This is a genomic window from Stenotrophomonas sp. 05L413, from assembly GCF_056397945.1.
Map to the genome: position 1 here is coordinate 508,712 of NZ_JBFTOL010000003.1, position 22,997 is coordinate 531,708.

The following is a 22,997-nucleotide window of genomic DNA, read 5'->3' on the forward strand; positions in this document are numbered from 1 at the left end:
AAAAACATCATTTCATAGTCGCGTCGCCGGAAAGACCGGCCCTTGTCCCGCTATGGAGTGACGCATGAAACTGCACACGGCCAGCATCGCCGCCCTTTCCCTGGCCATCGCGCTGGGTCTTTCCGCCTGCAAGCCGGGCGCTGAAGGCCAGGCCACCGCGCCGGCCACCGACGCGCCTGCCGCTGCTCCGGCCGCTGGCGATCGCCTGACCGCCGAGATTTCCGGCGCCGGTGCGTCCTTCATCTTCCCGCTGGTGTCCAAGTGGTCGGCCGACTACAACACCGCCACCGGCGCCAAGATCAATTACCAGTCGATCGGTTCGGGTGGCGGCATCGCCCAGATCAAGGCCGGCACCGTTGACTTCGGATCATCCGACAAGCCACTGAGCAGCGAAGAGCTGGCCCAGGCCGGCCTCGGCCAGTTCCCGTCGGCGATCGGCGGCGTGGTGCCGGTGGTCAACATCGACGGCCTGGAAGCCGGCAAGCTGCGCCTGAGCGGCGCCCTGCTGGCCGATATCTTCCTGGGCAAGGTCAAGACCTGGAACGACCCGGCCATCGTCGCCGCCAACCCGGGCGTAAAGCTGCCCGACGGCAAGATCACCCTGGTCCACCGTTCGGACGGCTCGGGCACCACGTTCAACTTCTCCAACTACCTCTCCAAGGTCAGCCCGGACTGGAAGAGCAAGGTCGGCGAAGGCACCTCGGTGCAGTGGCCGGACGGTGTGGGTGGCAAGGGCAATGAAGGCGTGGCGTCGTACGTGAAGCAGATCAAGGGCTCGATCGGCTACGTCGAACTCGCCTACGCGCTGCAGAACGGCATGCCGTATGCCTCGATGCAGAACGCCGCCGGCAACTGGGTGCAGCCGAGCGCGGAAACCTTCGCCGCTGCCGCCGCCAGCGCCGACTGGGCCAGCGCCAAGGACTTCAACCTGGTGATCACCAATGCCCCGGGCGACCAGGCGTGGCCGATCACCGCCACCAACTTCATGCTGATGCACAAGCAGCCCAAGGATGCGCAGCGCAGCAAGGACACCCTGGCGTTCTTCAAGTGGGCCTTCGAGAAGGGCCAGACCCAGGCCAACGAACTGCACTACGTGCCGCTGCCGGCCGAACTGGTCACCCAGATCGAAGCCTATTGGACCAGCGAGTTCAAGTAAGCCAGACAGCGGGCCTGTGCACAGCGCAGGCCCGCTTTCCTCGCCGCACCACCCTGCCGAACCACCACTCGGGCCCCCGCCTCAGCCATGAATGCCATCGCCCAGCCTGTTCCCGCACCGTCCCTCCGCGACCTGCGTGATGCCCGCAACGACAAACTGTTCCGCTGGGTCCTGATCGCCACCGTCATCCTGGTGCTGGTCGCCCTGGCCTGCGCCGCGCTCTCGATGCTGTGGGGCGGCCGCCATGCCCTGCAGGAGCAGGGCCTGAGCTTCTTCTACTCCTCCGAATGGAATCCGGTGGAGAACAAGTTCGGTGCACTCGCACCGATCTACGGCACCCTGGTCACGGCCCTGATCGCGATGGTCATCGCCGTGCCGGTGAGCTTCGGTATCGCCTTCTTCCTGACCGAGGTCGCCCCGCGCTGGCTGCGTGGCCCGGTCGGTACCGCCATCGAACTGCTGGCCGGTATCCCCTCGATCATCTACGGCATGTGGGGCCTGTTCGTGCTGGTCCCGGTGATGACCGAGTACGTCACTCCGTTCCTCAATGATCACCTGGGCACGCTGCCGATCATCGGCCCGCTGTTCCAGGGTCCGCCGCTGGGCATCGGCGTGCTCACCGCCGGCTTCGTGCTGGCGATCATGGTGATCCCCTTCATCTCCTCGGTAATGCGCGAGGTGTTCCTGACCGTGCCGACCCGCCTGAAGGAATCGGCCTATGCGCTGGGCTCCACCAAGTGGGAAGTGAGCTGGGACATCGTGCTGCCCTACACCCGCTCGGCGGTGATCGGCGGCATCTTCCTCGGCCTCGGCCGCGCCCTGGGTGAAACCATGGCGGTGGCCTTCGTGATCGGCAACAGCGTGCGCCTGTCGCCGTCGCTGCTTGAACCGGGCACCACCATTGCCGCCCTGATCGCCAACGATTTCGGCGAAGCCACCGAAACCTATCGCTCGGCACTGCTGCTGCTCGGCTTCGTGTTGTTCCTGGTGACCTTCGTGGTGCTGGCGATCGCCCGCCTGATGCTGATGCGCCTGGCCCGCAAGGAGGGCAACTGATGTCCACCGCCAATGCCCAACCGCTGTACCTGCGCCGCCGCATCGTCAACGTGGTCGCGCTGCTGATGTCCTGCCTGACCGCACTGTTCGGCCTGTTCTTTCTCGGCTGGATCCTGTGGACGCTGGCCTCCAAGGGCCTGGCCGGCATCAATCTGGATCTGTTCACCAAGATGACCCCGCCGCCGATGCAGGACGGTGGTCTGGCCAATGCCTTCTTCGGCAGCGCGGTGATGTGCGGCCTGGCCATCGCCATCGGGACGCCGCTCGGCGTGCTGGCCGGCACCTGGCTGGCCGAGTACGGCAACTTCCGCAAGACCGGCACGGTGGTCCGCTTCGTCAACGACATCCTGCTCTCGGCGCCGTCGATCGTACTGGGCCTGTTCGTCTACACCCTGTATGTGATGCAGACCGGTGGCCAGTTCTCGGCCTTCGCCGGTGCGCTCTCGCTGGCCTTCATCGTGCTGCCGGTGGTGGTGCGTACCACCGATGAAATGCTGCGCCTGGTGCCTTCGCAGATGCGTGAAGCGGCCCTGTCGCTGGGCATCCCGCAGTGGAAGGTGACGGTGCAGGTGCTGTACCGCAGCGCCGCCGCCGGCATCGTGACCGGCATCCTGCTGGCACTGGCCCGCATCTCCGGTGAAACCGCCCCGCTGCTGTTCACCGCCTTCGGCAACCAGTACTGGAACAGCAACGTGTTCCAGCCGATGGCCTCGGTGCCGGTGGTGATGAACCAGTTTGCCGGCAGCCCGTACGAATCCTGGCAGGTGCTGGCCTGGGCCGGCGCGCTGGTGCTGACCGTGTTCGTGCTGCTGGTCAGCCTTTCCGCGCGCGGCATCCTGCTGCGCAACCGTATCTCCCATGACTGACCTTTCCACGGACATCGCCATGAACGATCTCTCCAACGCCGTGCCGATGCAGCGCATCGTGGTCCCGGCCTCGCATGAAAGCCTGCAGACCCCGGCGCCGATCAAGCTGGCCGCACGCGGGCTGGATTTCTACTACGACAAGTTCCATGCGCTGAAGGGCATCGACCTGGAGATTCCGGAAAAGCGCGTCACCGCGCTGATCGGTCCCTCCGGCTGCGGCAAGTCCACCCTGCTGCGCATCTTCAACCGCATCTACGCGCTGTACCCCAAGCTGGAAGCGCGTGGTGAAGTGATGCTGGACGGGGAGAACATCCTCTCGCCGAAGTACCCGATGAACCGCCTGCGCAGCAAGGTCGGCATGGTATTCCAGAAGCCGGTGCCGTTCCCGATGACCATCTTCGAGAACGTGGCCTATGGCATCCGCCACCACGAGAAGCTCTCCAAATCGGAGATGACCGATCGCGTCGAGCAGGCCCTGCGCCAGGGCGCGCTGTGGGACGAAGTGAAGGACAAGCTCAACCAGAGCGCGCTGGGCCTGTCCGGTGGCCAGCAGCAGCGTCTGTGCATCGCCCGCGCCGTGGCCCTGCGCCCGGACGTGCTGCTGCTCGACGAGCCGACCTCCGCGCTGGACCCGATCTCCACCAGCCGCATCGAGCAGTTGGTGGAAGAGCTCAAGCACGATTACACGATCGTGATCGTGACCCACAACATGCAGCAGGCCGCGCGCGTGTCCGATTACACCGCCTTCATGTACCTGGGTGACCTGATCGAGCACGACCGCACCGAAGTGATCTTCTCGCAGCCCAACAAGCAGCAGACCGAAGACTACATCACCGGCCGCTTCGGCTGATTCCGGCCCACGAACCCTGGATAGAACCGCATGAGCATTCCCAACGACCACATCGTCAAGAGCTACGACGAAGAACAGCAGCGCCTGGTGGCCGAGATCGTGCGCATGGGCGAGATGGCGGTCGCGCAGCTGGAGGCGTCCATGGACGTGATCGAGAAGCGCGACGAGAACGCCGCCCAGCGCATCATCGCCAACGATGAAGCCATCGACCAGCTTGAGCAGCACATCAGCCACGACGTGATGCGCCTGGCGCTGCGCGGGCCGATGGCACGCGACCTGCGCGAGATCCTGGCCGGCCTGCGCATTCCCGCCGACATCGAACGCATCGGCGATTACGCGGCCAACGTGGCCAAGCGCTCGATCGCGCTGAGCAAGGTGCCACCGCTGCCGCAGATCCAGGGCCTGCGCGCCCTGGGCCGGCTGGCCGCACAGCAGGTGCGCCGCGCGATCGAGGCCTACCGCGACAACGACGCCGCCGCGGCGCTGGAGCTGCGCGACGATGACGCCCGCCTGGACGCGCAGTACACCGCGCTGTTCCGCGAGCTGCTGACGTACATGATGGAAGACCCGCGCAACATTACCCCGTGCACCCACCTGCTGTTCATGGCCAAGAACCTGGAGCGCGTGGGCGACCATGCGACCAACATCGCCGAGAACGTGTGGTTCCTGGTGCATGGCGAGCAGGCGCTGCCGCCGCGCGAGAAGCGCGACGAGACCAGCAGTACCGATCACGTCTGAGCGCGTGCTCCAAAAAGGAAGCCAAGAGCCGCTGCCTTCGGGTGGCGGTTTTTTTGTTCCTCACCCAAAGCACGACAGCACCTCAGCGGTACTTTGGATCCACCAGTGTTTTCGCTTGGGCCTGCCGCGGGCGTCACGCCCCGCATCAACCGGCAGGCCCCTCGGCAAATGTCCCCCGGCCGGCGCCTCGCGGCGACGGCCTCCTCCTTGATTTTGCCCAGGGGCCTGCCGGCCGCTACGGGGCTCGCGTGTTGGACGACTCCGCGAAGTCGTGCCTTTCTGTGGGCGCGCAGGGTCTCGAGTCGCTGGGTCGTGATGCCCTTGTGGGCGAACTCAAGGAGGAGGCGCCGGCCGCAGGCCGACGCCGGGGGACATTCGCCGACAAGGGCATCGCGGCCCAGCGCCCGACCCGTCCACCGCTGTTGAATAACGCAACGCACTGCACTGCACTTCACGAAACGTTGAATCCTGTGTGAGGATTCGATGAGCCGGGCCGGGCCACCATGGCCGCACCTGCTGCCCCCACGCAGCCATCCCGGGCCCCGGCCCATTCCAAGGAGCGTTACCCGATGAGCACACCCACCCGTTCGCTGTCCCTGCTGGCGGCCACTGCGCTGGCTGCAGGCCTGGGCGTCACCGCCTCGGCATCCGCGTTGAGCATGACCGAGCTGGCCCAGGGCTACCTGGTGGCTGGACAGGCGGCGACCAAGGCCGCCGAGGGCAAGTGTGGCGAAGGCAAGTGCGGTGCGCATGGCGAGAAGGCCGGCACCAAGGCAGGCGACAAGGCCGCGACTGCCGGTGCCAAGGCAGCCGAAGGCAAGTGTGGGGAAGGCAAGTGCGGCGCCGACAAGGGCAAGGCTGCTGGCACCAAGGCAACGACCGCTGGCGACAAGAAGACGGCGGAAGGCAAGTGCGGCGAAGGCAAGTGCGGTGCCAAGCACTGACGCCCTCGCCACTGGCCTGGGCCGGTCGCCGCTGCCTGCGGCGGCGACCGGACTGGGCCTGCGCCGCGCCCTGCTGCAGGACCTGCGTGACGCGCCCGCCGGCGATATCGACTTCCTCGAATGCGCGCCGGAAAACTGGATCGGTATCGGTGGGCCGGCCGGTGACGCACTCGCCGAACTGGCCGCGCGCCATCCGCTCACCTGCCATGGGCTGTCGCTCTCACTGGGCAGCACCGCGCCGCTGGATACCGTGCTGCTGGAACAGGTAGGACGCTTCCTGGCGAGGCACCACGTGCCGCTTTACAGCGAACACCTGAGCTATTGCAGCGATGAGGGGCATCTGTACGACCTTCTGCCGATTCCGTTCACCGACGAGGCCGTACGCCACACCGCATCACGCATCGCCCGCGTGCAGGACCTGTTGGGCCGGCGGATCGCGGTGGAGAACGTGTCCTATTACCTCGCCCCGGAACCGGCCATGGACGAACTGGCCTTCACCAACGCCGTGCTGGCCGAGGCTGATTGCGATCTGCTGCTGGACGTCAACAACGTCTACGTCAACGCCTGCAACCACGGCTACGACGCCGATGCGTTCATCGCCGGGCTGCCGGCCGCGCGCATCGTCTGCCTGCATGTGGCCGGCCATCTGGACGAGGCGCCCGATCTGAAGATCGACACCCACGGCAGCGCGGTGATCGATCCGGTCTGGGACCTGCTCGCCCGCACCTATGCGCGCATCGGTGCGCGCCCGACGCTGCTGGAACGTGATTTCAGTTTTCCGCCGTATGCCGAACTGCGTGGCGAACTGCAGCACATCCGCCAGCTGATGGCCGCCCATGCAGGGAACGGACATGACTGACGCCCCGGCGCGCCTGCACGCACAGCAGAGGGCGTTCACCGCGCACCTGCGCGACCCGGACCATAACGCCGCACCCGACGGCATGGACGCGCGCCGGCTGGGCATCTACCAGCGGTTGGTGTTCAACACTGTGCTGGGGCTGCTCGGCAACGGCTTCCCGGTCTGCGTGCAGCTGCTGGGTGAGGCGGCGTGGGCCACCCTGGTCCGGCGCTTCCTTGCCGGACACCCGGCGCAGACCCCCTTGTTCACCGAGCTGGCCGCCGAGTTCGTGCAGTGGCTGCACCATCAAGCCGCGCTGCCGCACCCGGCGTTGGCCGAACTGGCCCATTACGAGTGGGTGGAAACGGCCCTCTACCAGCTGGACGCGCAGCCCCTGCCGCCCTCGCCGGGCATCGACCCGATGCACGCGGCGCTGCAGCGCTCGCCGCTGGCCTGGCCATTGATCTATCACTGGCCGGTGCATCGGCTTGGCACCGATGATGCGCCTTCGCAGCCCGCCCCCGAGCCGACCGGGCTGCTGGTCCGGCGCGACCCTGATGGCCAGGTCCGCTTCGCCATGATCAGCCCGATGGCCGCGCAGTTGCTGGAGCAGATCGGCCAGCACCCCGGCAGCACCGGTGCCACTTACCTGCAGCAGCTCGCGCAGGCGCACGGCATGGCGGCCGATGCGTTGCGCCTGCCCGGCGCCGCCCTGCTGCGCCAATTCCACGACAACGGCGTGATCGGGCCCGCCGCGCCCGCCACCTGACCGTTCCACAAAGGAATCGCATCGATGAAGTCACCGCCCCTGGTCGCCCTGCGCGCCCGGCTGGATCACCTCGGCCCGTGGTTGGCCCCGCTCGGCCTGCGCCTGCTGATGGGCTGGGAGTACTTCGAGTCCGGCCGTGAAAAACTGCGAGGCCAGAACTGGTTCGAGGACCTGCAGCAGGCCTTCCCGTTTCCCTTCGATCAGCTGCCGGCCACCCTGAACTGGCAGCTGGCCACCTGGTTCGAGCTGGTCGGCGCAGCCTGCCTGCTGCTTGGGCTGGGGACCCGCGTGGCCGCCAGCTGCCTGCTGGTGCTGACCGTGGTCGCCACCGCCGCCGTGCACTGGCCGATGCACTGGAATGGGCTGGCCGAGCTGGCGATGGGCTATGTCATCACCGATCAGGGCTTTGGCAACTTCAAACTGCCGCTGCTGTTCATGGCCATGCTGCTGCCTCTGGCCCTGCAGGGCGCCGGCCCGTTGAGCCTGGATCACCTGCTGCACCGCGGCCGCGGGCGCCTCCCGGCCCTGGCCTGAGCGCAGGGGGGGTACAGGCCGCTCTGCTAAACTGGCGCGATGACTGACGACCTCCCCCGCTCCGACGCGCCGGCTGCTGCCGACGCACTGCCCGCTGCCCAGCGCTTGATGGCGACCCGCTTCCGCGGCTTCCTGCCGGTGGCGGTGGATGTGGAGACCGGGGGATTCGACTCTGATCGCCACGCGCTGCTGGAGATCGCCGCCGTTCCGATCGAGATGGACGAAAACGGCCTGCTCTATCCCGGCCAGACCGCCAGTGCCCACGTGGTCCCGGCCGAAGGCCTGGAGATCGACCCGAAGTCGCTGGAAATCACCGGGATCATCCTGGATCACCCGTTCCGGCTGGCCAAGGTCGAGCGCGATGCGCTGGACCACATCTTCACCCCGATCCGGGCGGCGATGAAGAAGTACGGTTGCCAGCGCGCGATCCTGGTCGGGCACAACGCCCATTTCGATCTGGGCTTCGTCAATGCGGCCGTCAACCGCACCGGCCACAAGCGCAACCCGTTCCATCCCTTCAGCGTGTTCGACACCGTGACTCTCGGCGGCATCGCCTACGGGCAGACCGTGCTGGCACGCGCGGCCACCGCTGCCGGGCTGGGCTGGGATGCCGATGAAGCGCACAGCGCGGTGTACGACACCGAGCAGACCGCCAAACTGTTCTGCAAGGTCGCCAACAGCTGGCCGCGCCCCTGAGCTGCATCACCCGATAGCGGTCCTGTCGCGCCCTTCGCTCTTGGCGCGGTACAGCGCGCGATCGGCGCGCTGGTAAAGCAGCATCGGGGTGCGGTCGGCAGCGTCCAGTTCCACCAGACCGGCACTGAAGGTGACCTTCAGGCCCGGAATACCGGCCCAGTCCGGATGATCATGGAACAGCCCGCGCAGACGCGCGCAGACCTGGGCCGCTTCATCCAGCCGGGTATCGTTGAGCAGCAGCGCGAATTCTTCGCCGCCCGTACGTGCGGGCATGTCCGAATCGCGGCACGCCGAGGCCAACAGACGCGCCACTTCCACCAGCACCACATCGCCCACCGAATGGCTGTGCCGGTCGTTCACTTCCTTGAAGTGATCGATATCCAGCACCACCAGACACAGCGGGTGACGGCTGCGCTGCGAACGGGCGAAATCGCGCGCCAGCGCTTCATCGAATGCACGCCGGTTCGGCAGCCCCGTCAGCGCATCTTCGCGGGCCTGCCGCTCGAACGCCTCGGCCTGCACCGCCAAGCGGTCGGCCAGTTCGGTCTTCTCCTGATTGAGTGCCTGCAGGTTGACCGTCTGGGTCTGCAGATCCAGCGTGGCTTCCTGCACCATCCGCGCCAGCCGCACGTTGCTGGCCTTGTAGCGGTTGATCAGATACCGGTACAGCGCCACCAGCCCAGCCAGCAACAACAGCGCGGCGATCAACTGCACGCTGTGGCGCTGCCACAGGAACGGCTCCACCGTGAATTCCCAGACCGCTTCGCTGTCGCTCCAGACACCGCCTGGATGCGCGGCGGAGACGTGCAGCGTGTAGTCGCCCGGCGGCAGGCCGATGAATTCCACACTGCGCTGCTGGCCGCGCTCGATCCACCCCTTGTCCAGGCCGTCCAGACGGGTCCGGTAGCGGATCCGCTCGGAAAGCAGATAGCTGAGGCCGACGTAGCTCACGCTCAGCCGGCGCCCGCCCGGAATCGCATTGTGATTGCTGCCCTGCCAATGCAGGGGCGCGCCATCGACCTGCACGTTCTCGATCACCGCCGGTGGCGCCATGCGCTCACGGAAGCGCTGCAGGCGCAATGGATCGACCGTGCTCAAGCCGCCGGCGGTCACCACCCAGAAAGTGCCGTCCTGGCGCAGGATCGCCGAGGGCCCGGAGCTGCCGTTGGCCTGCGAATTGGCCATGCCGTCAATCTCGTTGTAGTGCTCCACCTCGACCCGTTCGGCGCGGCCATCGGCGACCGCGTTGAGCATCGCCATGTCGGTGCGAAGCACGCCGCGGTTGCTGCTGATCCACACGTTGCCGACGCGGTCGGGCACCAATTGGAACACCGTATCCACCGGCATGCCCTGCTCCAGACCGACCCGTGCCAGCCTGCCTTCCTGGTAGCGGTACAGGCCGCGGTCGGTGCTGACCCACATCGCATCGCCGATCTGCTGGAACCCGAACACGCTGCGGCCACCGCCCAACGGCTGTAGATCGATCGTCTGGACCCGGTCACCGCGCAGCACGCGGATCCCCTCGATGGTGCCGATCCACAACGCGCCGTCGTCGTCATGCGCCAACGCGGTGATCAGCCCGGTCGGCATGCCCGGGATCACCGGCTGCTCGGCCTTGCCGGCCTCGATGCGGACCACCCCCTTCTGGGTACCGGCCCAGACCACCCCGTCGCGATCGATGCTGATCGCACGGATGTTGCCGCCCGGCAGCCCTTCGTCCGTGCCGTAGTCGCGCAGGCGCTGCCCCTGTTCGTTGATCCGGAAGATGCCGTCGCCAAACGTGCCCACCCACAGCGTGCCCTCGCGATCCTGGGCCAGGCTCAATACCGAGGGACTCTTGCCGACGTTGTTGCGCAGTGGCATCGCGCTGAAGCGACCCTGGGCATCGCGCCGGTCCAGCCCGCTGGCGCTGCCGATCCACAGCTGCCTCTGCCGATCCTCGAACACCGTGCGCACGTAGTCGCCACTGAGCCCGTCGCGCTCGGTGAAGCTGCTGAACAGGGTTTCGCGCAGGCGATACAGCCCGCCGTTGGCGCCGACCCAGATGCTGCCCTCGGCATCTTCGCGCAGGCTGACCACGCGTCCGCCGGGCAACGACAGGCCCGGCGGCAATCGCTCCAGCCCGTGCCGCGACAACCGCAGCAGACCTTGATTCTCGGTGCCCAGCCACAGATCGCCATGGCGGTCCTGCAGCATCGCGGTGATGTGGGTCACGCCCGGCAGCCGGTGCTGCAGCAGCGGTGCGCCGTCCTGCATCCGGTAGATGCGCTCGCCAGCCACTACCCACATCACCCCGTCGGGCGCGCGATACGGCCAGACCAGGCCACGCCCCAGCCCCCAGCTGTCCGGCGCACGGCGCAGCACGCCATCGGTATCGCGTACGACCAGCCCGTCGAGTGTGCCGACCCAGACCCGGTCCTGCGCATCCACGACCAGCTTGGTGAAGCTCATGGCCATCGGTACGTCGGCCGGTGGCTTCTGATAGTCGAACGTCCCGTCCGGCGCCAGACTGCCGATCCCCTTGCCCTCGTACAGCAGCCACAGGCGCCCATGGCTGTCCATCTGCATCGCCTGGATCAGCACCTGCGGCGTATCGGCGCGGTGCTCCCAGACCTGCCAGCGGCCGTCCGGGCCGCGCCGGGTCACGTTGCCGCGCGAGTCACTGATCCACAGTCCGCCGCTGCGGTCCACCAACAACGCGCCGACCCCGTTATCGCGCAGGCCCGGCGTGGTGCTGCGGTCGAACACGGTGAAATCCAGGCCGTTGTAGCGGACCAGGCCTTCCCAGGTGGCGAACCACAGGTGCCCTTCGGGCGTCTGCGCGATGTCGCGCAGGGAGTTGTGCGGCAACCCGTTGCGCGAGGTCCAGACATCGATGGCGTAGTCGCGCAGCGGCGGCGGGCCATCCTGCGCCGACAGCGACCACGGCAGCGCGCACAGCAGCAACAGCCACAGCGCTGCCGCCTGCAGCGTTGGCATGCCCGGGAACTTCAGTTGTGCCGGCCGCCACCGGATCCTGCCCCCCCGATCGCTCATCCGTATGGATCAACCTTGGGCAGGCGCCGTGTGCATGGGGGGAACGGCCGTGCACCGGCGCGATGGCCGGCAGAGTCGTACGCTCTCATGGGGGAGACGCTGGAAAGAGATGCCCATAGTAGGCAAATCCTTTCGCTTTGGGGGACCGGCGTCAGCCCCCGCGTGGCCCCGCCGCCGCCCGCGCCGGCGCGGCCCAGCGCACGATCGCTTCCAGCCCGCCCTGCGGATGGTTGCGCAGATGCAGCGTCGCGCCGTCCTTTTCGGCCAACGCCCGGGCGATGGTCAGCCCCAGGCCGGCACCGCCGGTCTGGCGCGAGCGCGAGGCCTCCAGCCGCACGAACGGGTCAAACACCGCCTCCAGCTCGTCCTCGGCCAGGCCGGGGCCGCTGTCGCGGATGCGCACCTCCACGTCCTGCCCGGCCTGCTCCACCCGCACGCGTGCGGTCTGGCCGTACATCACCGCGTTGTCGACCAGGTTGGAGAACAGGCGGTGCATCGCCAAGGGGCGCAGCATGAGCACTGCCCCGCTGGGTTGCTCGAAATGGACATCGGCGCCGGCTTCGGCGGCATCTTCGACGATGCTCTCCAGCAGCGATCGAGGTCCAGCGCGGCACGTTGTTCAGCGCTCTCGGCACTGCGGGCCAGCTCCAGCCCTTCACGGATCAGCGCCTGCATCGCGCCGAGATCGGCGATCAGGCGTTCACGCAATGTCTCATCGGTGACGTTCTCCAGCCGCAGCCGCAAGCGCGTCACCGGTGTCTGCAGATCATGGGTGATCGCTGCCAGCATCTGGGTGCGCTCACCGAGGTGGCGCTGCAGCCGCTTCTGCATGGCGTTGAACGCCTCCGCAGCCCGGCGGACTTCCACCGGGCCGGTCACCGGCATCGGGGCGCCCTGCAGATCATCACCCAGTGCGGCGGCGGCATCGGCCAACCGCTGCAGCGGGGCGCTGGCCATCCGCGCCACGATGTAGGCCAGGATGGCGATCGCCACGACCAGCAAGGTCAGGAACAACGGGTCCACGGCGAGCACGCCGTTGTGCGCCACGGCGGGGGAATCCAGTGCCAGCCGCAGCGGTGTGCCGTCGGTCAGCTGCAGCGTGACCACGCGGCACTTGGGTGGGATGAAGGCCGGGTCGCGCTCACGCGGCGGGTGCCGCATCTTTTCCTTGTCGCGCGGCGGCGGCAGCAGCTCCGGCAACCGCGGCAGGCAGGAGCGGAACGAGGTGAAGGCCACCTGGCTGCTCGCCACCGGGCCGGGCCGGTCATCGAGGATCTCCATCAGCGCGGCATCGGGCCGGCCGATGCGTGCCCCCTCCGGCAGCTGCCGCACACTCGGCCCGCCACTGGTGAGCAGCCGCTGGCGCAACTCCGGATTACCGTCCAGCAGATTCACGAACCCCTGCAGGCGGTCGGCGATGCGGTTGAGGTTCTGCCGCTCGAACTCCTGCTGGCGCTTGGTACTTGCCAGCATGGTCGCGCCGATCGCGGCCACGCTCATGCCCAGCAGCAGGATCACGAACAGTCGCCCCACCATCGAGGAAAAGAAGTGGCGCAGGCGTTTCATTCCAGGGTGACCGCCGCAGCAAGCACATAGCCTTCGTTGCGCACGGTTTTGATCAGGCCGTCGCTGCCGCCATCATCGGCCAGCTTGTTGCGCAGGCGGCTGACCTGCAGATCGATGGCGCGATCCTGCGATTCGTAGTTGCGGCCGCTGCTCAGCGACACCAGTTGTTCGCGCGACAGCACCTTGTTGGCATGCCCGACGAACACCCGCAGCAGCCGGAATTCGGCGCCGGACAACACCACCACGCGTCCATCGGGATCAACCAGATGGCGGTGTTCGAGATCGAAGATCCAACTGGAGAAGCGCGCACGGCGGATCGCCAGCGGCTCCAGGTTGGCCGGCAGCGCCTCGGTGCGGCGCAGCACGTTGCGGATGCGGGCAAGCAGTTCGCGCGGTTCGAACGGCTTGGCCAGATAGTCGTCGGCGCCCATCTCCAGGCCGAGCACGCGATCGATCGGCTCGCTGCGCGCGGTCAACATGATCACCGGCGTGCTCGAGCGCGCGCGAAGATCGCGGCACAGGGTCAGGCCGTCTTCGCGCGGCAGGTTGAGGTCGAGCACGATCAGATCGACGTGTTCGCGCTCCAGCAGCTGGCGCATGCCCTGGCCATCGCTGGCCGTGCTCACCAGGTAACCGGCGCGGCCAAGCTGCTCGGCGAGCAGCTGGCGGATATCGTTGTCGTCATCGACGATCAGCAGTCTGTGCATGCTGTTGGCAGTCTCCATGCAGTGATCATCCCCTGTCGGGAGCTGAACCGCATCTCCTGGTTTACGTACGTCTGTTTCAAGGGGTGATGCAGATACACAATGAAATGCGCTGTGCACCGCAGGGATACATCTTGGTACACGGCGAGCATTGAGCCGGCGGTGAACGATCTTCACAATGCTGACAACGCCGATGCACCGGCCTGCCGAGTTGACGATCATCGTGAAGCCCCGATTGCCCAGAACCCGCCGTGCTCGCCTCCTGCTGTTGCTCGTGGTCCTCGTCCTGATCGCCGCGATTGTGGCATGGATGCTGCGCAAGCCGGCCGCGCCCACCCTGGCGACCACGCCGGTCAGCCGCGGCGACATCGAACAGACGGTGGAAGCCACCGGCGTGATCGACGCCTACAAGCTGGTCAGCGTCGGCGCGCAGGCTTCCGGCCAGGTCACGTCGCTGAAGGTCCAGCTCGGCGATACCGTCAAAGAGGGCGATCTGATCGCCGAGATCGACGCCACCACCCAGCAGAACCAGGTGCTCAATGCCCAGGCCTCGCTGGATCAGGTCAAGGCACAGCGCGCGGTCCAGCAGGCCAGCCTGCGCGAAGCCGAGCTCGAGTTCGCACGCCAGCAGCAGATGCTGGCGGCCGAAGCCACCTCGCGCGCCGAGTTCGATGCAGCCGATGCCAAGCTCAAGACCGCGCGCGCCCAGATCCAGTCCTTCGACGCACAGATCAAGGGCCGCGAAACCGAGCTGGGCACGGCCCGCGCCAATCTCGCCTACACCCGCATCATCGCGCCGATGGACGGCACCGTGGTCGCGGTGGTCACCGAAGAAGGGCGCACCGTCAACGCCAACCAGACCGCACCGACCATCGTGATGCTCGCCCGCCTCGATCTGGTCACGGTCAATGCCGATGTGTCCGAAGCAGACGTGGTCAAGATCCGGGCGGGCATGCCGGTGTACTTCACCACGCTGGGCGATCCAGACCGCAAATATCACGCCACGCTGCGCCAGATCAACCCGGCCCCGGCCACCATCGTCAAGAAGGATTCCACCACCAGCGACTCCTCCACCACCACCGCGGTGTACTACAACGCGCTGTTCGATGTGGAAAACCCGGACGGCACCCTGCGCATCGACATGACCGCCCAGGTCTCGATGATGCTCAAGCAGGCCAAGGATGTGCTGCTCATTCCCGCCGTGGCGCTCGGCCCGAAGAGTCGCGATGGGCAGTATCTGGTGCGCGTGGCCGGTGCCGACGGCATGCCGGCCCCGCGCAAGGTCAAGATCGGCATCAACAACGGTGCCAACGCCGAAGTCCTGTCCGGCCTGGAAGAGGGTGACAAGGTCATCGTCGGCGAAGGCGGTGGTGCACAGGGCGCAGGCGGCGGCAGCCGCGGTGGCGCCGTGCGGATCAGCGGCCCCGGCATGGGCGGACCGCGCCGATGAGCGCGGCCTCGACGGGCACGCCGCTGCTGCGGCTGCGCGACCTGCGCAGGGAATTCCCGGCGGGCGATGACACCATCGCGGTGCTGCGCGACGTCAATCTGGACATCGCTGCCGGTGAGATGGTCGCCATCGTCGGCCAGTCCGGCTCGGGCAAGTCCACCTTGATGAACATCCTCGGCTGCCTGGACCGGCCGACGCGCGGCAGTTACCAGGTGGCCGGCCGCGAGACCGGCCGCATGGAACCGGATGACCTGGCCGAGCTGCGTCGTGAACATTTCGGTTTCATCTTCCAGCGCTACCACCTGCTCGGCGATCTGGATGCGCGCGGCAATGTCGCGGTACCGGCGGTGTATGCCGGCAGTCCCGGCCCGGTGCGCACCGCCCGTGCCGAAGAGCTGCTGCAGCGGCTTGGTCTGGGCGACCGCATGAACCACACCCCCGGCCAGCTCTCCGGCGGCCAGCAGCAACGTGTCTCGATCGCACGGGCGCTGATGAACGGTGGCGAGGTGATCCTCGCCGATGAGCCGACCGGTGCACTGGACACGAAATCCGGCGAAGAAGTGATGGGCATCCTGGGCGAGCTGCATGCCGAAGGCCACACCATCATCATCGTCACCCATGACATGAGTGTGGCCCAGCACGCCCAGCGCATCATCGAAATCCGCGATGGCGAGATCATCGCCGACCGCGCCAATCCGGCGGCGCCGAGCTATCGCGCACAGCGCCAGCCAACCGTGGCCGCGAGCAAGGGCCACAGCTGGCGTGCCGCCCGCGACCGCTTCACCGAAGCGTTCCGGATGGCCCTGCTGGCCATGAATGCCCATCGCCTGCGCACCTTCCTGACCATGCTCGGCATCATCATCGGCATCGCCTCGGTGGTCTCGGTGGTGGCGTTGGGTAACGGCTCGCAGCAGCAGATCCTGCAGACCATCGGCTCGCTCGGCACCAACACGATCGATGTGTATTCCGGTCGCGGATTCGGCGACATGCGTTCGGCTCGCGTGCAGACCCTCAAGGCCAGTGATGCCGATGCGCTGGCCAACCAGAGTTACGTCGACAGCGCGACGCCCAGCGTCTCCTCCTCGGTGACCGCCCGCTACCGCAACCAGTCGGCCACGGCCCAGGTGAGCGGCGTCGGCGAGCAGTTCTTCCGGGTCAAGGGCGTCAAGCTGCTCGCCGGCAGCTTCTTCGACCGCGATGCGGTCACGCGGCTGGCACAGGTGGCACTGATCGATGAGAACACCCGCACCCAGTTTTTCCCCAATGGCGAAGATCCGATCGGCCAGGTGATCCTGCTCGGGAATGTTCCGGTACGCGTGATCGGCGTCGCCCAGCGGCCAGGATTTGGATTTGGCGGCAGCACCAGCCTGAGCGTGTGGGTGCCGTACACCACGGTGATGTCGCGCATGCTCGGCCAGAGCCACGTGTCCGGCATTACGGTGCGGGTGGATGATGCGACCCCGATGGATGCTGCCGAAGCAGCCATTTCCAAGCTGTTGATCATGCGCCACGGCACCGAGGATTTCTTCCTCAGCAACAGCGCTGAAATCCGCCAGACCATTGAACAGACCACCCGCAGCATGACCCTGCTGATCAGCGCCATCGCCGCGATCGCGCTGCTGGTGGGCGGCATCGGCGTGATGAACATCATGCTGGTCTCGGTGACCGAGCGCACCCGCGAAATCGGCGTGCGCATGGCCGTGGGCGCGCGGCAGAGCGATATCCGCCAGCAGTTCCTGATCGAGGCGGTGCTGGTCTGCCTGCTCGGCGGCCTGCTCGGCGTCGGCCTGTCGCTGGTGGTCGGCTGGCTGTTCGGCAGATTCGCGCCGGACTTCCAGATGCTGTTCTCGACCGCGTCCATCGTGGCCGCCTTTGCCTGCTCCAGCCTGATCGGCGTGGCGTTTGGTTTCCTGCCGGCCCGCAATGCCGCCCAACTTGATCCCGTGGAGGCGCTGGCGCGCGAATGAAGATTTCTCCTGCTCTGCTGCACCCCGCATCGCTGCGTCCACTGGCCCTGGCCTGCGTGACCGCACTGACCCTGTCGGCCTGCGTCAGCACCGGCCGCTACCAGGTCGAGGCGCCGGCAGTACCGGCCACCTATGGCCGTGGCGATGCCACCTTGAACACCCCCACCGAGGCGGTGAGCGAGCAGCCGCATGCGGCTGCCGCCGATGTCCGCAGCGATGCCTGGTGGACCCAGTTCGGCGACACCGGCCTGGACCGCGTGATCGATCGCGCCCTGGCCGCCAACACCGATCTGGTCTCGGCCGGCTTGGCGGTGCAGCGCGCGCGCCTGCAGGCCGGCCTGGCCGACAACGCGCTCTGGCCACAGCCCTCGGGCAGCGTCAACAGCAGCGGCAACCGCCCGATCGACCAGCGCGCGGACTGGAACCGCGGCAGCTCGGCCGGCGTGTCCCTGCAGTGGGAGATCGATCTCTGGGGCCGCCTGCGTACCCAGCGCGACATCGCCCAGTGGGAGGCCCAGGCCAGCCAGGAAGACCTGCAGAACACCGCCCTGCTGGTGATCAGCGACGTGGCCACGCAATACTGGACACTGGCCTTCCTCAACCAGTCGATCACCGCCGGCCAGGCCAATCTGCAGCGCCTGGAGCGCACCCGCGAGCTGGTCCAGGCGCGCTTCGATGCCGGTGCGGTCTCGCGCCTGGAAGTACGCCAGGCCGTACAGAGCCTGGAGGCACAGCGTGCTGCGCAGAGTGCACTGGAGCAGCAGCGTGTGGCTGCGCGCAATGCACTGACGGTGCTGCTGGATGGGCAGCCGCTGGCACTGGCCGAGGAACCGCAGCAGCTGCAGCGCGCCGGCAGCCCGGTCGTGGCCGAAGGCCTGCCGGCCGATCTGCTCGGCCGCCGCCCGGACCTGCGCGCCGCCGAGCTGCGCCTGCGCAACAGCCTGAAGACCATCAAGGTCACGGCTACCCAGTACTACCCTGCGTTGAGCCTGACCGGCAGTGTCGGTACCGGCGCGCCCTCGCTCTCGGACGTGCTGAAGAATCCGGTCGCCACCTTGGGCGCGGGGCTGTCGCTGCCGTTCCTCAATGTGCGCCAGACCCAGTTGAACACCCGCCTGGCCGGCACCGATTACCAGATCGCGGCCAACGGGTTCCGCCGCACGCTGTACACCGCGCTGTCGGAAGTGGACAACGCCCTGTCGGCGCGCACCCAGTTCGCCACGCAGGTGGCGGCCTCGCAGGCGTCCTACGACGAAGCAGTGGAGATCGAACGGATGTATGAAGTGCGCTACCGGGTCGGCGCTACCGACCTGCGCACCTGGCTGGAAGCGCAACAGACCCGGCGCGATGCCGAGCTGTCACTGGCGTCCGTGCGCCAGCGGCAGTTGATCAACGATGTGACGTTGTTCAAGGCGCTGGGCGGCAGCGCGGGGTGATCCCCCGCGCCAGGCGCATCACAGGTAGAGCGCGCGGCTTACAGCCCGCGCTGACGCACCGCTTCGAACAGGCTCACGCCGGTGGCGACGGAGACGTTCAGGCTCTCGATATCGCCCGGCATCGGAATCTTGACCAGGCCATCGCAGTTTTCGCGGGTCAGACGACGCAGGCCGTCGGCTTCGCCGCCCAGCACCAGCGCCACGTTGCCCTTCAGGTCGATCGCGTACAGCGACTCGGTGGCTTCACCGGCCAGGCCGTAGATCCACACGCCCAGCTTCTGCAGGTCCTTCAGGCAGCGCGAGAGGTTGGTCACCTGCACCACCGGGATACGGTCGGCCGCGCCAGCCGACGTCTTGCGCACGGTCGCATTGACCGACGCCGACTTGTCCTTGGGAATGATCACCGCCGTGGCACCGGCCGCCGCTGCGCTGCGCAGGCAGGCGCCGAGGTTGTGCGGGTCCTGGACCTCGTCGAGGATCAGCAGCAGGGCCTTGCCCTCGGCCGCTTCGACCAGCCCTTCCAGCTCGTTTTCGCCCCAGGTCCGAGCGGCCTGGTAGCGCGCCGCCACACCCTGGTGACGCACCGAACCGCCCACACCGTCCAGCGCCTGGGTGTTTACCTTGCGCACGTCGATGCCCTTGCGGCGTGCGTTTTCTTCGATCTCGGTCAGACGCGGGTTCTTCGCGCCGGCCTCGATGAGGACCTCGCGGACGTTCTCGGCATCATTCTCGATCGAAGAGGCGACGGCGTTGACGCCGACGATCCACTGGCTTTGCTTGCTCATTGCGGGGGGCGGGACCGGTAAAGGGGTTGGTAATGGTAGAGCATCAAGGCCCACCCTGCCCTGCCGGGCGTTCACAGACCGCCTTCAGCCCGGCGGCCACTCCGCGGTGTCGTGGTCCGGGTGCTGGTGGGAGACGATATGCAGCAGGAAGTCGCCGGCCTCGGCGTCTTCCTCGCTGCGCAGCGCGCTGAGCGACCCCAGGGCATCCACGAACGGGAGCTTGGCCTCGATCCCGTACTGGATCGTCGGCGGCAGGCGGGCCGGTTCGTCGAAGGCGCCGGCCGCGACCGCCACGCCATCGGGGGCTTCGTAGGTCAGCGGTGTGCCGCAGTCAGCGCAGAAGCCGCGCTGGACTTTGTTGGAGGATTGGAAACGTCGGGGCTCACCACGGGTCCAGCGGAAGTCGCTGCCACGGACCGAGACCAAGGGGGCGTAGTAAGCGCCGAAGGCCTTCTGGCACATCCGGCAATGGCAGATCGAGCTGTGGGTCAGCGCACCGACCACGTGGAAGCGGATTGCGCCGCACTGGCAACCACCGCTGTATTCGGGGAGGGCCTGCATGGGATCGCTCCGGTGGAATCCGTGTGCCCACCAACGGTGGGCGGGTAGGCAGCGTGCCGACCAACGGTCGGCACCTGCCGCTTACCGGCCGTGGGCCGGTAAGCGATGATCAGTACTTCTGCTTCTGGCGCTTGGCCGGCTGGCCGCGCGGCGGCAGCTCGGGCAGCGAATCGTCCTTCTCTTCCACCAGGCGGAAGTCGATCTTGCGCTCTTCCATGCTGGCCTTGAGCACCAGGATCCGCACCCGGTCACCGAGGCGGTAGATCTTGCCGCGGCGTTCGCCGTTGAGCGTTTTGCGCACCGCATCGAACTGGTAATAGTCGTGCGGCAGCTGGGTGACGTGCACCAGGCCATTGACCTTGGATTCGTCCAGTTCCACGAACAAGCCGAAGCTGGTCACGCCACTGATCACGCCCTCGAACTGGCCACCGACGTGCTTTTCCATCCATGCGGCGCGGTAACGCTCGTCCACTTCACGCTCGGCTTCATCGGCACGGCGCGCCCGCTCGGAGCACTGCAGGGCCAGCGCAGCCATCTCACGCGGCGAATAGGTGAACTTCTCCGGCGCGGCTCCGCTGAGCGCGTGCTTGATCGCACGGTGCACCAGCAGATCGGGGTAGCGACGGATCGGCGAGGTGAAGTGGGCGTACGCATCCAGCGCCAGGCCGAAGTGGCCCAGGTTGTCCGGCGAGTACACCGCCAGGCTCTGGCTGCGCAGCAGCACCGATTCCAGCAGCGCTGCGTCCGGGCGATCGCGCACTTTCTTCAACAGCTTGGTGAAATCGGCCGGCTGCACCTTCGACCACGGCGGCAGGCTCAGCTTGAATTCCTTCAGGAACTCGAGCAGATCGGCGTACTTGGATTCCGGCGGACGCTCATGGTCGCGGAACGGCGCCGGCACCTGCTTGGCCAGCAGGTAGCGCGCAGCCTGCACATTGGCCGCGATCATGCATTCTTCGATCAGCTTGTGCGCATCGTTGCGCACCATCATCCCGGCCTGGGTGACTTCGCCGGTGTTGTCCAGCACGAAGCGCACTTCGGAGGTTTCAAATTCGATCGCACCGCGGCGGGTACGCGCCTTGGCCAGCACGTGATACAGCTGGTACAGGCGATCCACCTGCGGCATCAGCGGACCGATCGCCTTGCGCGCAGCCGGGTCGTTCTCGCCCACCGCTTCCCAGACCTGGTTGTAGGTCAGGCGCGCGTGCGAGTTCATCACCGCTTCGTAGAAACGCGAATGAATGACCTCGCCTTCGCGGTTCACCTGCATGTCGCAGACGAAGCACATGCGGTCGACCTTGGGCATCAGCGAGCAGATGCCGTTGGACAGCGTTTCCGGCAGCATCGGCACCACGAACCCGGGGAAATAGACCGAAGTCGCGCGCTTCTGCGCTTCAGTGTCCAGCGGCGTACCGGGACGCACGTAATTGGAGACGTCGGCGATCGCCACGACCAGGCGGAAGCCTTCGGCATTGGGTTCGCAGTAGACCGCGTCGTCGAAGTCCTTGGCGTCCTCGCCATCGATGGTGACCAGCGGCGTGTTGCGCAGGTCCTCGCGGTGGCCGATCTGTTCGGGGGTGACCACCATCGGGACCGCGGTGGCTTCAGCCAGCACTTCGGCCGGGAACTCGAACGGCAGCTCATGACCGTGGATGGCGGTTTCCACCACCAGCGAGGCCGTCAGCTTGTCGCCGAGTACGGCGATGATGCGGCCGATCGGCGGGCGGCGGGTGTCCGGCGCCTGGGTCAGCTCGCAGACCACCAGCTGGCCATCGCGGGCATCGCCGGTCTGGTCGGGTGGGATCTGTACATTGCGCTGCACGCGCTTGTCGTCGGGCACGACGTAGTTGATGCCGAACTCGACGCTGAAGCGACCGATCAGGCGGCTCATGCCACGCTCGAGCACACGCGAGATGCTCGCCTCGCGACGGCCGCGACGATCGATGCCGGTCACGTTGACCAGCACGCGGTCACCATGCAGCACCTTGCGCATTTCGAACGGCGGCAGGAACAGATCGTCGCCACCTTCGACCGGGCGCAGGAAGCCGAACCCTTCCGGGTTGGCGATCACCACGCCGGTGATCAGGTTGACGGCCTGCAGCGGTGCGAAACCGCCACGGCGGTTCTGCACCAGCTGGCCGTCACGGCACATCGCGCCCAGACGCTTGCCCAGGGCATCGGCACGGTCCGGCTCGGTCAGGCCGAGGTGGATGGCGATCTCTTCGGCGGTCTGCGGGCCATCGCAGCGGTCGAGCAGCTGCAGGATCGCCTCACGGCTGGCGATCGGCTGCGCATAGCGCTCGGCCTCGCGGGCGGCGAAGGGGTCGACCTGGACCTCACCGTCGAGCGGGGTCGGATGCGGGCGGCGGCGGGTCGGGATCGGCCCGGCATGCGCGGGCTTGGGCCCGCGCTTGTTGCCACGCGACGGCTCAGCAGTGTTCAGGGATTCGGGCATCCAGGGGGGCAGCTTGCCGGCTTTCTTGGCGGCAGCGCGGGGCTTGCCCGACGGACCGGCTGCCTTCTTGGGCGCCGGGGACTTGGGGGCTTTCGCGCCCTGGGTCGGTTTCTTTGGTTTCATTGACCTCAATAGTAACCGCTGCGCGTGTGCAGAACCGATCAGCGGCGCTCCTGTGCAGGATTGTGAAGAAATTTCACAAAACCGTTGACAACCTGCGGGGACATGGCCAAAATTCGCCCCCTGAGTCGCCCAGGTGGCGGAATTGGTAGACGCACTAGCTTCAGGTGCTAGCGGGGGCAACTTCGTGGAGGTTCGAGTCCTCTCCTGGGCACCATGACTCGGAAAATGATCAAACCCGCGCAAGCGGGTTTTTTCGTTTCTGGCGATGACGCTGCATCGAGCGACGAACGAAATTTCCTGCGACATCCTGTTGACACATTCGCGGTTCTCCCGCAGAATTCTCCTCCTGAGTCGCCCAGGTGGCGGAATTGGTAGACGCACTAGCTTCAGGTGCTAGCGGGGGCAACTTCGTGGAGGTTCGAGTCCTCTCCTGGGCACCATGACTCAGAAAATGATCAAACCCGCGC

Annotated in this window: 18 protein-coding genes, 2 tRNA genes and 1 pseudogene; 15 read left to right on the forward strand and 6 right to left on the reverse strand. The window is 66.9% G+C overall.

Going from position 1 to position 22,997, the window contains the following annotated elements:
- Positions 1-64: 64 nt before the first annotated feature.
- The 10 genes from pstS to rnt all read left to right on the forward strand — a co-directional run bounded on the left by pstS (position 65) and on the right by rnt (position 8,447).
- Entirely contained in the window at positions 65-1,156 is a 1,092-nt protein-coding gene (gene pstS, locus AC1DIQ_RS09240) for a phosphate ABC transporter substrate-binding protein PstS (protein WP_121041563.1), read from the forward strand.
- Between the two features lie 87 nt (positions 1,157-1,243).
- On the forward strand, positions 1,244-2,212 hold the full coding sequence (gene pstC, locus AC1DIQ_RS09245) for a phosphate ABC transporter permease subunit PstC (protein ID WP_121041561.1): 969 nt from the start codon (positions 1,244-1,246) through the stop codon (positions 2,210-2,212).
- On the forward strand, positions 2,212-3,078 hold the full coding sequence (gene pstA, locus AC1DIQ_RS09250; RefSeq protein ID WP_121041559.1) for a phosphate ABC transporter permease PstA: 867 nt from the start codon (positions 2,212-2,214) through the stop codon (positions 3,076-3,078). Before pstC ends, pstA begins: the two co-directional genes overlap by 1 nt.
- 19 nt (positions 3,079-3,097) lie before the next feature.
- The gene (gene pstB, locus AC1DIQ_RS09255) at positions 3,098-3,928 is read left to right on the forward strand and encodes a phosphate ABC transporter ATP-binding protein PstB (RefSeq protein WP_070471812.1); all 831 of its coding nucleotides are present in this window, start codon (positions 3,098-3,100) and stop codon (positions 3,926-3,928) included.
- 30 nt (positions 3,929-3,958) lie between these two features.
- Positions 3,959-4,666: a phosphate signaling complex protein PhoU gene (gene phoU, locus AC1DIQ_RS09260; protein ID WP_070471813.1), complete on the forward strand. Its 708-nt coding sequence runs from the start codon at positions 3,959-3,961 to the stop codon at positions 4,664-4,666.
- A gap of 569 nt (positions 4,667-5,235) precedes the next feature.
- The gene (locus tag AC1DIQ_RS09265) at positions 5,236-5,610 is read left to right on the forward strand and encodes an HvfA family oxazolone/thioamide-modified RiPP metallophore (protein ID WP_121041557.1); all 375 of its coding nucleotides are present in this window, start codon (positions 5,236-5,238) and stop codon (positions 5,608-5,610) included.
- Positions 5,597-6,469 carry an HvfB family MNIO-type RiPP peptide maturase gene (locus AC1DIQ_RS09270; protein ID WP_478049903.1) on the forward strand — a complete coding sequence of 291 codons (873 nt, stop codon included), beginning with the start codon at positions 5,597-5,599 and terminating at the stop codon, positions 6,467-6,469. The genes AC1DIQ_RS09265 and AC1DIQ_RS09270 overlap by 14 nt, the downstream gene beginning before the upstream one ends.
- Positions 6,462-7,217: an HvfC family RiPP maturation protein gene (locus tag AC1DIQ_RS09275; RefSeq protein WP_461770885.1), complete on the forward strand. Its 756-nt coding sequence runs from the start codon at positions 6,462-6,464 to the stop codon at positions 7,215-7,217. Before AC1DIQ_RS09270 ends, AC1DIQ_RS09275 begins: the two co-directional genes overlap by 8 nt.
- Before the next feature lie 24 nt (positions 7,218-7,241).
- The gene (locus tag AC1DIQ_RS09280) at positions 7,242-7,751 is read left to right on the forward strand and encodes an HvfX family Cu-binding RiPP maturation protein (RefSeq protein ID WP_121041551.1); all 510 of its coding nucleotides are present in this window, start codon (positions 7,242-7,244) and stop codon (positions 7,749-7,751) included.
- A gap of 108 nt (positions 7,752-7,859) precedes the next feature.
- Positions 7,860-8,447: a ribonuclease T gene (gene rnt, locus AC1DIQ_RS09285; protein WP_121042195.1), complete on the forward strand. Its 588-nt coding sequence runs from the start codon at positions 7,860-7,862 to the stop codon at positions 8,445-8,447.
- Positions 8,448-8,453: 6 nt separating this feature from the next.
- Here rnt and AC1DIQ_RS09290 read toward each other — a convergent pair whose 3' ends face one another.
- The 3 genes and pseudogenes from AC1DIQ_RS09290 to AC1DIQ_RS09300 form a co-directional block, all read right to left on the reverse strand.
- The gene (locus AC1DIQ_RS09290) at positions 8,454-11,426 is read right to left on the reverse strand and encodes a ligand-binding sensor domain-containing diguanylate cyclase (protein ID WP_152151798.1); all 2,973 of its coding nucleotides are present in this window, start codon (positions 11,424-11,426) and stop codon (positions 8,454-8,456) included.
- 208 nt (positions 11,427-11,634) lie between these two features.
- Positions 11,635-13,049 (reverse strand): annotated as a pseudogene (locus tag AC1DIQ_RS09295) (sensor histidine kinase).
- On the reverse strand, positions 13,046-13,774 hold the full coding sequence (locus AC1DIQ_RS09300; protein ID WP_121041545.1) for a response regulator: 729 nt from the start codon (positions 13,772-13,774) through the stop codon (positions 13,046-13,048). The pseudogene AC1DIQ_RS09295 and the gene AC1DIQ_RS09300 overlap by 4 nt, the downstream one beginning before the upstream one ends.
- A 172-nt stretch (positions 13,775-13,946) precedes the next feature.
- On the opposite strand from AC1DIQ_RS09300, the gene AC1DIQ_RS09305 reads away from it, so the two are divergent.
- From AC1DIQ_RS09305 to AC1DIQ_RS09315, 3 genes are read left to right on the forward strand one after another with little or no spacing between them, the layout of a single operon-like run.
- Positions 13,947-15,203 (forward strand): efflux RND transporter periplasmic adaptor subunit, encoded by a 1,257-nt coding sequence (locus tag AC1DIQ_RS09305; protein WP_282263470.1) that lies wholly within the window; start codon positions 13,947-13,949, stop codon positions 15,201-15,203.
- The gene (locus AC1DIQ_RS09310) at positions 15,200-17,170 is read left to right on the forward strand and encodes a MacB family efflux pump subunit (RefSeq protein ID WP_121041543.1); all 1,971 of its coding nucleotides are present in this window, start codon (positions 15,200-15,202) and stop codon (positions 17,168-17,170) included. Before AC1DIQ_RS09305 ends, AC1DIQ_RS09310 begins: the two co-directional genes overlap by 4 nt.
- Positions 17,167-18,606, forward strand: coding sequence for an efflux transporter outer membrane subunit (locus AC1DIQ_RS09315; RefSeq protein WP_478049904.1), 1,440 nt, complete (start codon positions 17,167-17,169; stop codon positions 18,604-18,606). Before AC1DIQ_RS09310 ends, AC1DIQ_RS09315 begins: the two co-directional genes overlap by 4 nt.
- Positions 18,607-18,644: 38 nt before the next feature.
- Here AC1DIQ_RS09315 and rlmB read toward each other — a convergent pair whose 3' ends face one another.
- From rlmB to rnr, 3 genes are all read right to left on the reverse strand, one after another.
- Entirely contained in the window at positions 18,645-19,391 is a 747-nt protein-coding gene (gene rlmB / locus AC1DIQ_RS09320; protein WP_019184367.1) for a 23S rRNA (guanosine(2251)-2'-O)-methyltransferase RlmB, read from the reverse strand.
- Between the two features lie 84 nt (positions 19,392-19,475).
- Complete coding sequence (locus AC1DIQ_RS09325; protein WP_121041539.1) at positions 19,476-19,952, reverse strand: GFA family protein; 477 nt, start codon at positions 19,950-19,952, stop codon at positions 19,476-19,478.
- 109 nt (positions 19,953-20,061) lie between these two features.
- On the reverse strand, positions 20,062-22,530 hold the full coding sequence (rnr, locus tag AC1DIQ_RS09330; protein ID WP_121041537.1) for a ribonuclease R: 2,469 nt from the start codon (positions 22,528-22,530) through the stop codon (positions 20,062-20,064).
- Positions 22,531-22,657: 127 nt separating this feature from the next.
- Between rnr and AC1DIQ_RS09335 the strand changes: the two genes are divergently transcribed.
- Positions 22,658-22,744 (forward strand) — tRNA-Leu (locus tag AC1DIQ_RS09335).
- Positions 22,745-22,883: 139 nt separating this feature from the next.
- Positions 22,884-22,970 (forward strand) — tRNA-Leu (locus AC1DIQ_RS09340).
- The last annotated feature ends 27 nt before the right edge of the window (positions 22,971-22,997 follow it).

Excerpts from the sequence above, each read along its gene's own strand:
- pstC (WP_121041561.1), top strand. The coding sequence starts at position 1,244 with ATGAATGCCATCGCCCAGCCTGTTCCCGCACCGTCCCTCCGCGACCTG.
- phoU (WP_070471813.1), top strand. The coding sequence starts at position 3,959 with ATGAGCATTCCCAACGACCACATCGTCAAGAGCTACGACGAAGAACAG.
- rlmB (WP_019184367.1), bottom strand. The coding sequence starts at position 19,391 with ATGAGCAAGCAAAGCCAGTGGATCGTCGGCGTCAACGCCGTCGCCTCT.
- AC1DIQ_RS09315 (WP_478049904.1), top strand. The coding sequence starts at position 17,167 with ATGAAGATTTCTCCTGCTCTGCTGCACCCCGCATCGCTGCGTCCACTG.
- pstS (WP_121041563.1), top strand. The coding sequence starts at position 65 with ATGAAACTGCACACGGCCAGCATCGCCGCCCTTTCCCTGGCCATCGCG.
- AC1DIQ_RS09265 (WP_121041557.1), top strand. The coding sequence starts at position 5,236 with ATGAGCACACCCACCCGTTCGCTGTCCCTGCTGGCGGCCACTGCGCTG.
- rnr (WP_121041537.1), bottom strand. The coding sequence starts at position 22,530 with ATGAAACCAAAGAAACCGACCCAGGGCGCGAAAGCCCCCAAGTCCCCG.
- pstB (WP_070471812.1), top strand. The coding sequence starts at position 3,098 with ATGAACGATCTCTCCAACGCCGTGCCGATGCAGCGCATCGTGGTCCCG.
- AC1DIQ_RS09305 (WP_282263470.1), top strand. The coding sequence starts at position 13,947 with ATGCACCGGCCTGCCGAGTTGACGATCATCGTGAAGCCCCGATTGCCC.
- AC1DIQ_RS09280 (WP_121041551.1), top strand. The coding sequence starts at position 7,242 with ATGAAGTCACCGCCCCTGGTCGCCCTGCGCGCCCGGCTGGATCACCTC.
- AC1DIQ_RS09325 (WP_121041539.1), bottom strand. The coding sequence starts at position 19,952 with ATGCAGGCCCTCCCCGAATACAGCGGTGGTTGCCAGTGCGGCGCAATC.
- pstA (WP_121041559.1), top strand. The coding sequence starts at position 2,212 with ATGTCCACCGCCAATGCCCAACCGCTGTACCTGCGCCGCCGCATCGTC.
- AC1DIQ_RS09310 (WP_121041543.1), top strand. The coding sequence starts at position 15,200 with ATGAGCGCGGCCTCGACGGGCACGCCGCTGCTGCGGCTGCGCGACCTG.
- rnt (WP_121042195.1), top strand. The coding sequence starts at position 7,860 with ATGGCGACCCGCTTCCGCGGCTTCCTGCCGGTGGCGGTGGATGTGGAG.
- AC1DIQ_RS09275 (WP_461770885.1), top strand. The coding sequence starts at position 6,462 with ATGACTGACGCCCCGGCGCGCCTGCACGCACAGCAGAGGGCGTTCACC.
- AC1DIQ_RS09300 (WP_121041545.1), bottom strand. The coding sequence starts at position 13,774 with ATGGAGACTGCCAACAGCATGCACAGACTGCTGATCGTCGATGACGAC.
- AC1DIQ_RS09290 (WP_152151798.1), bottom strand. The coding sequence starts at position 11,426 with ATGCCAACGCTGCAGGCGGCAGCGCTGTGGCTGTTGCTGCTGTGCGCG.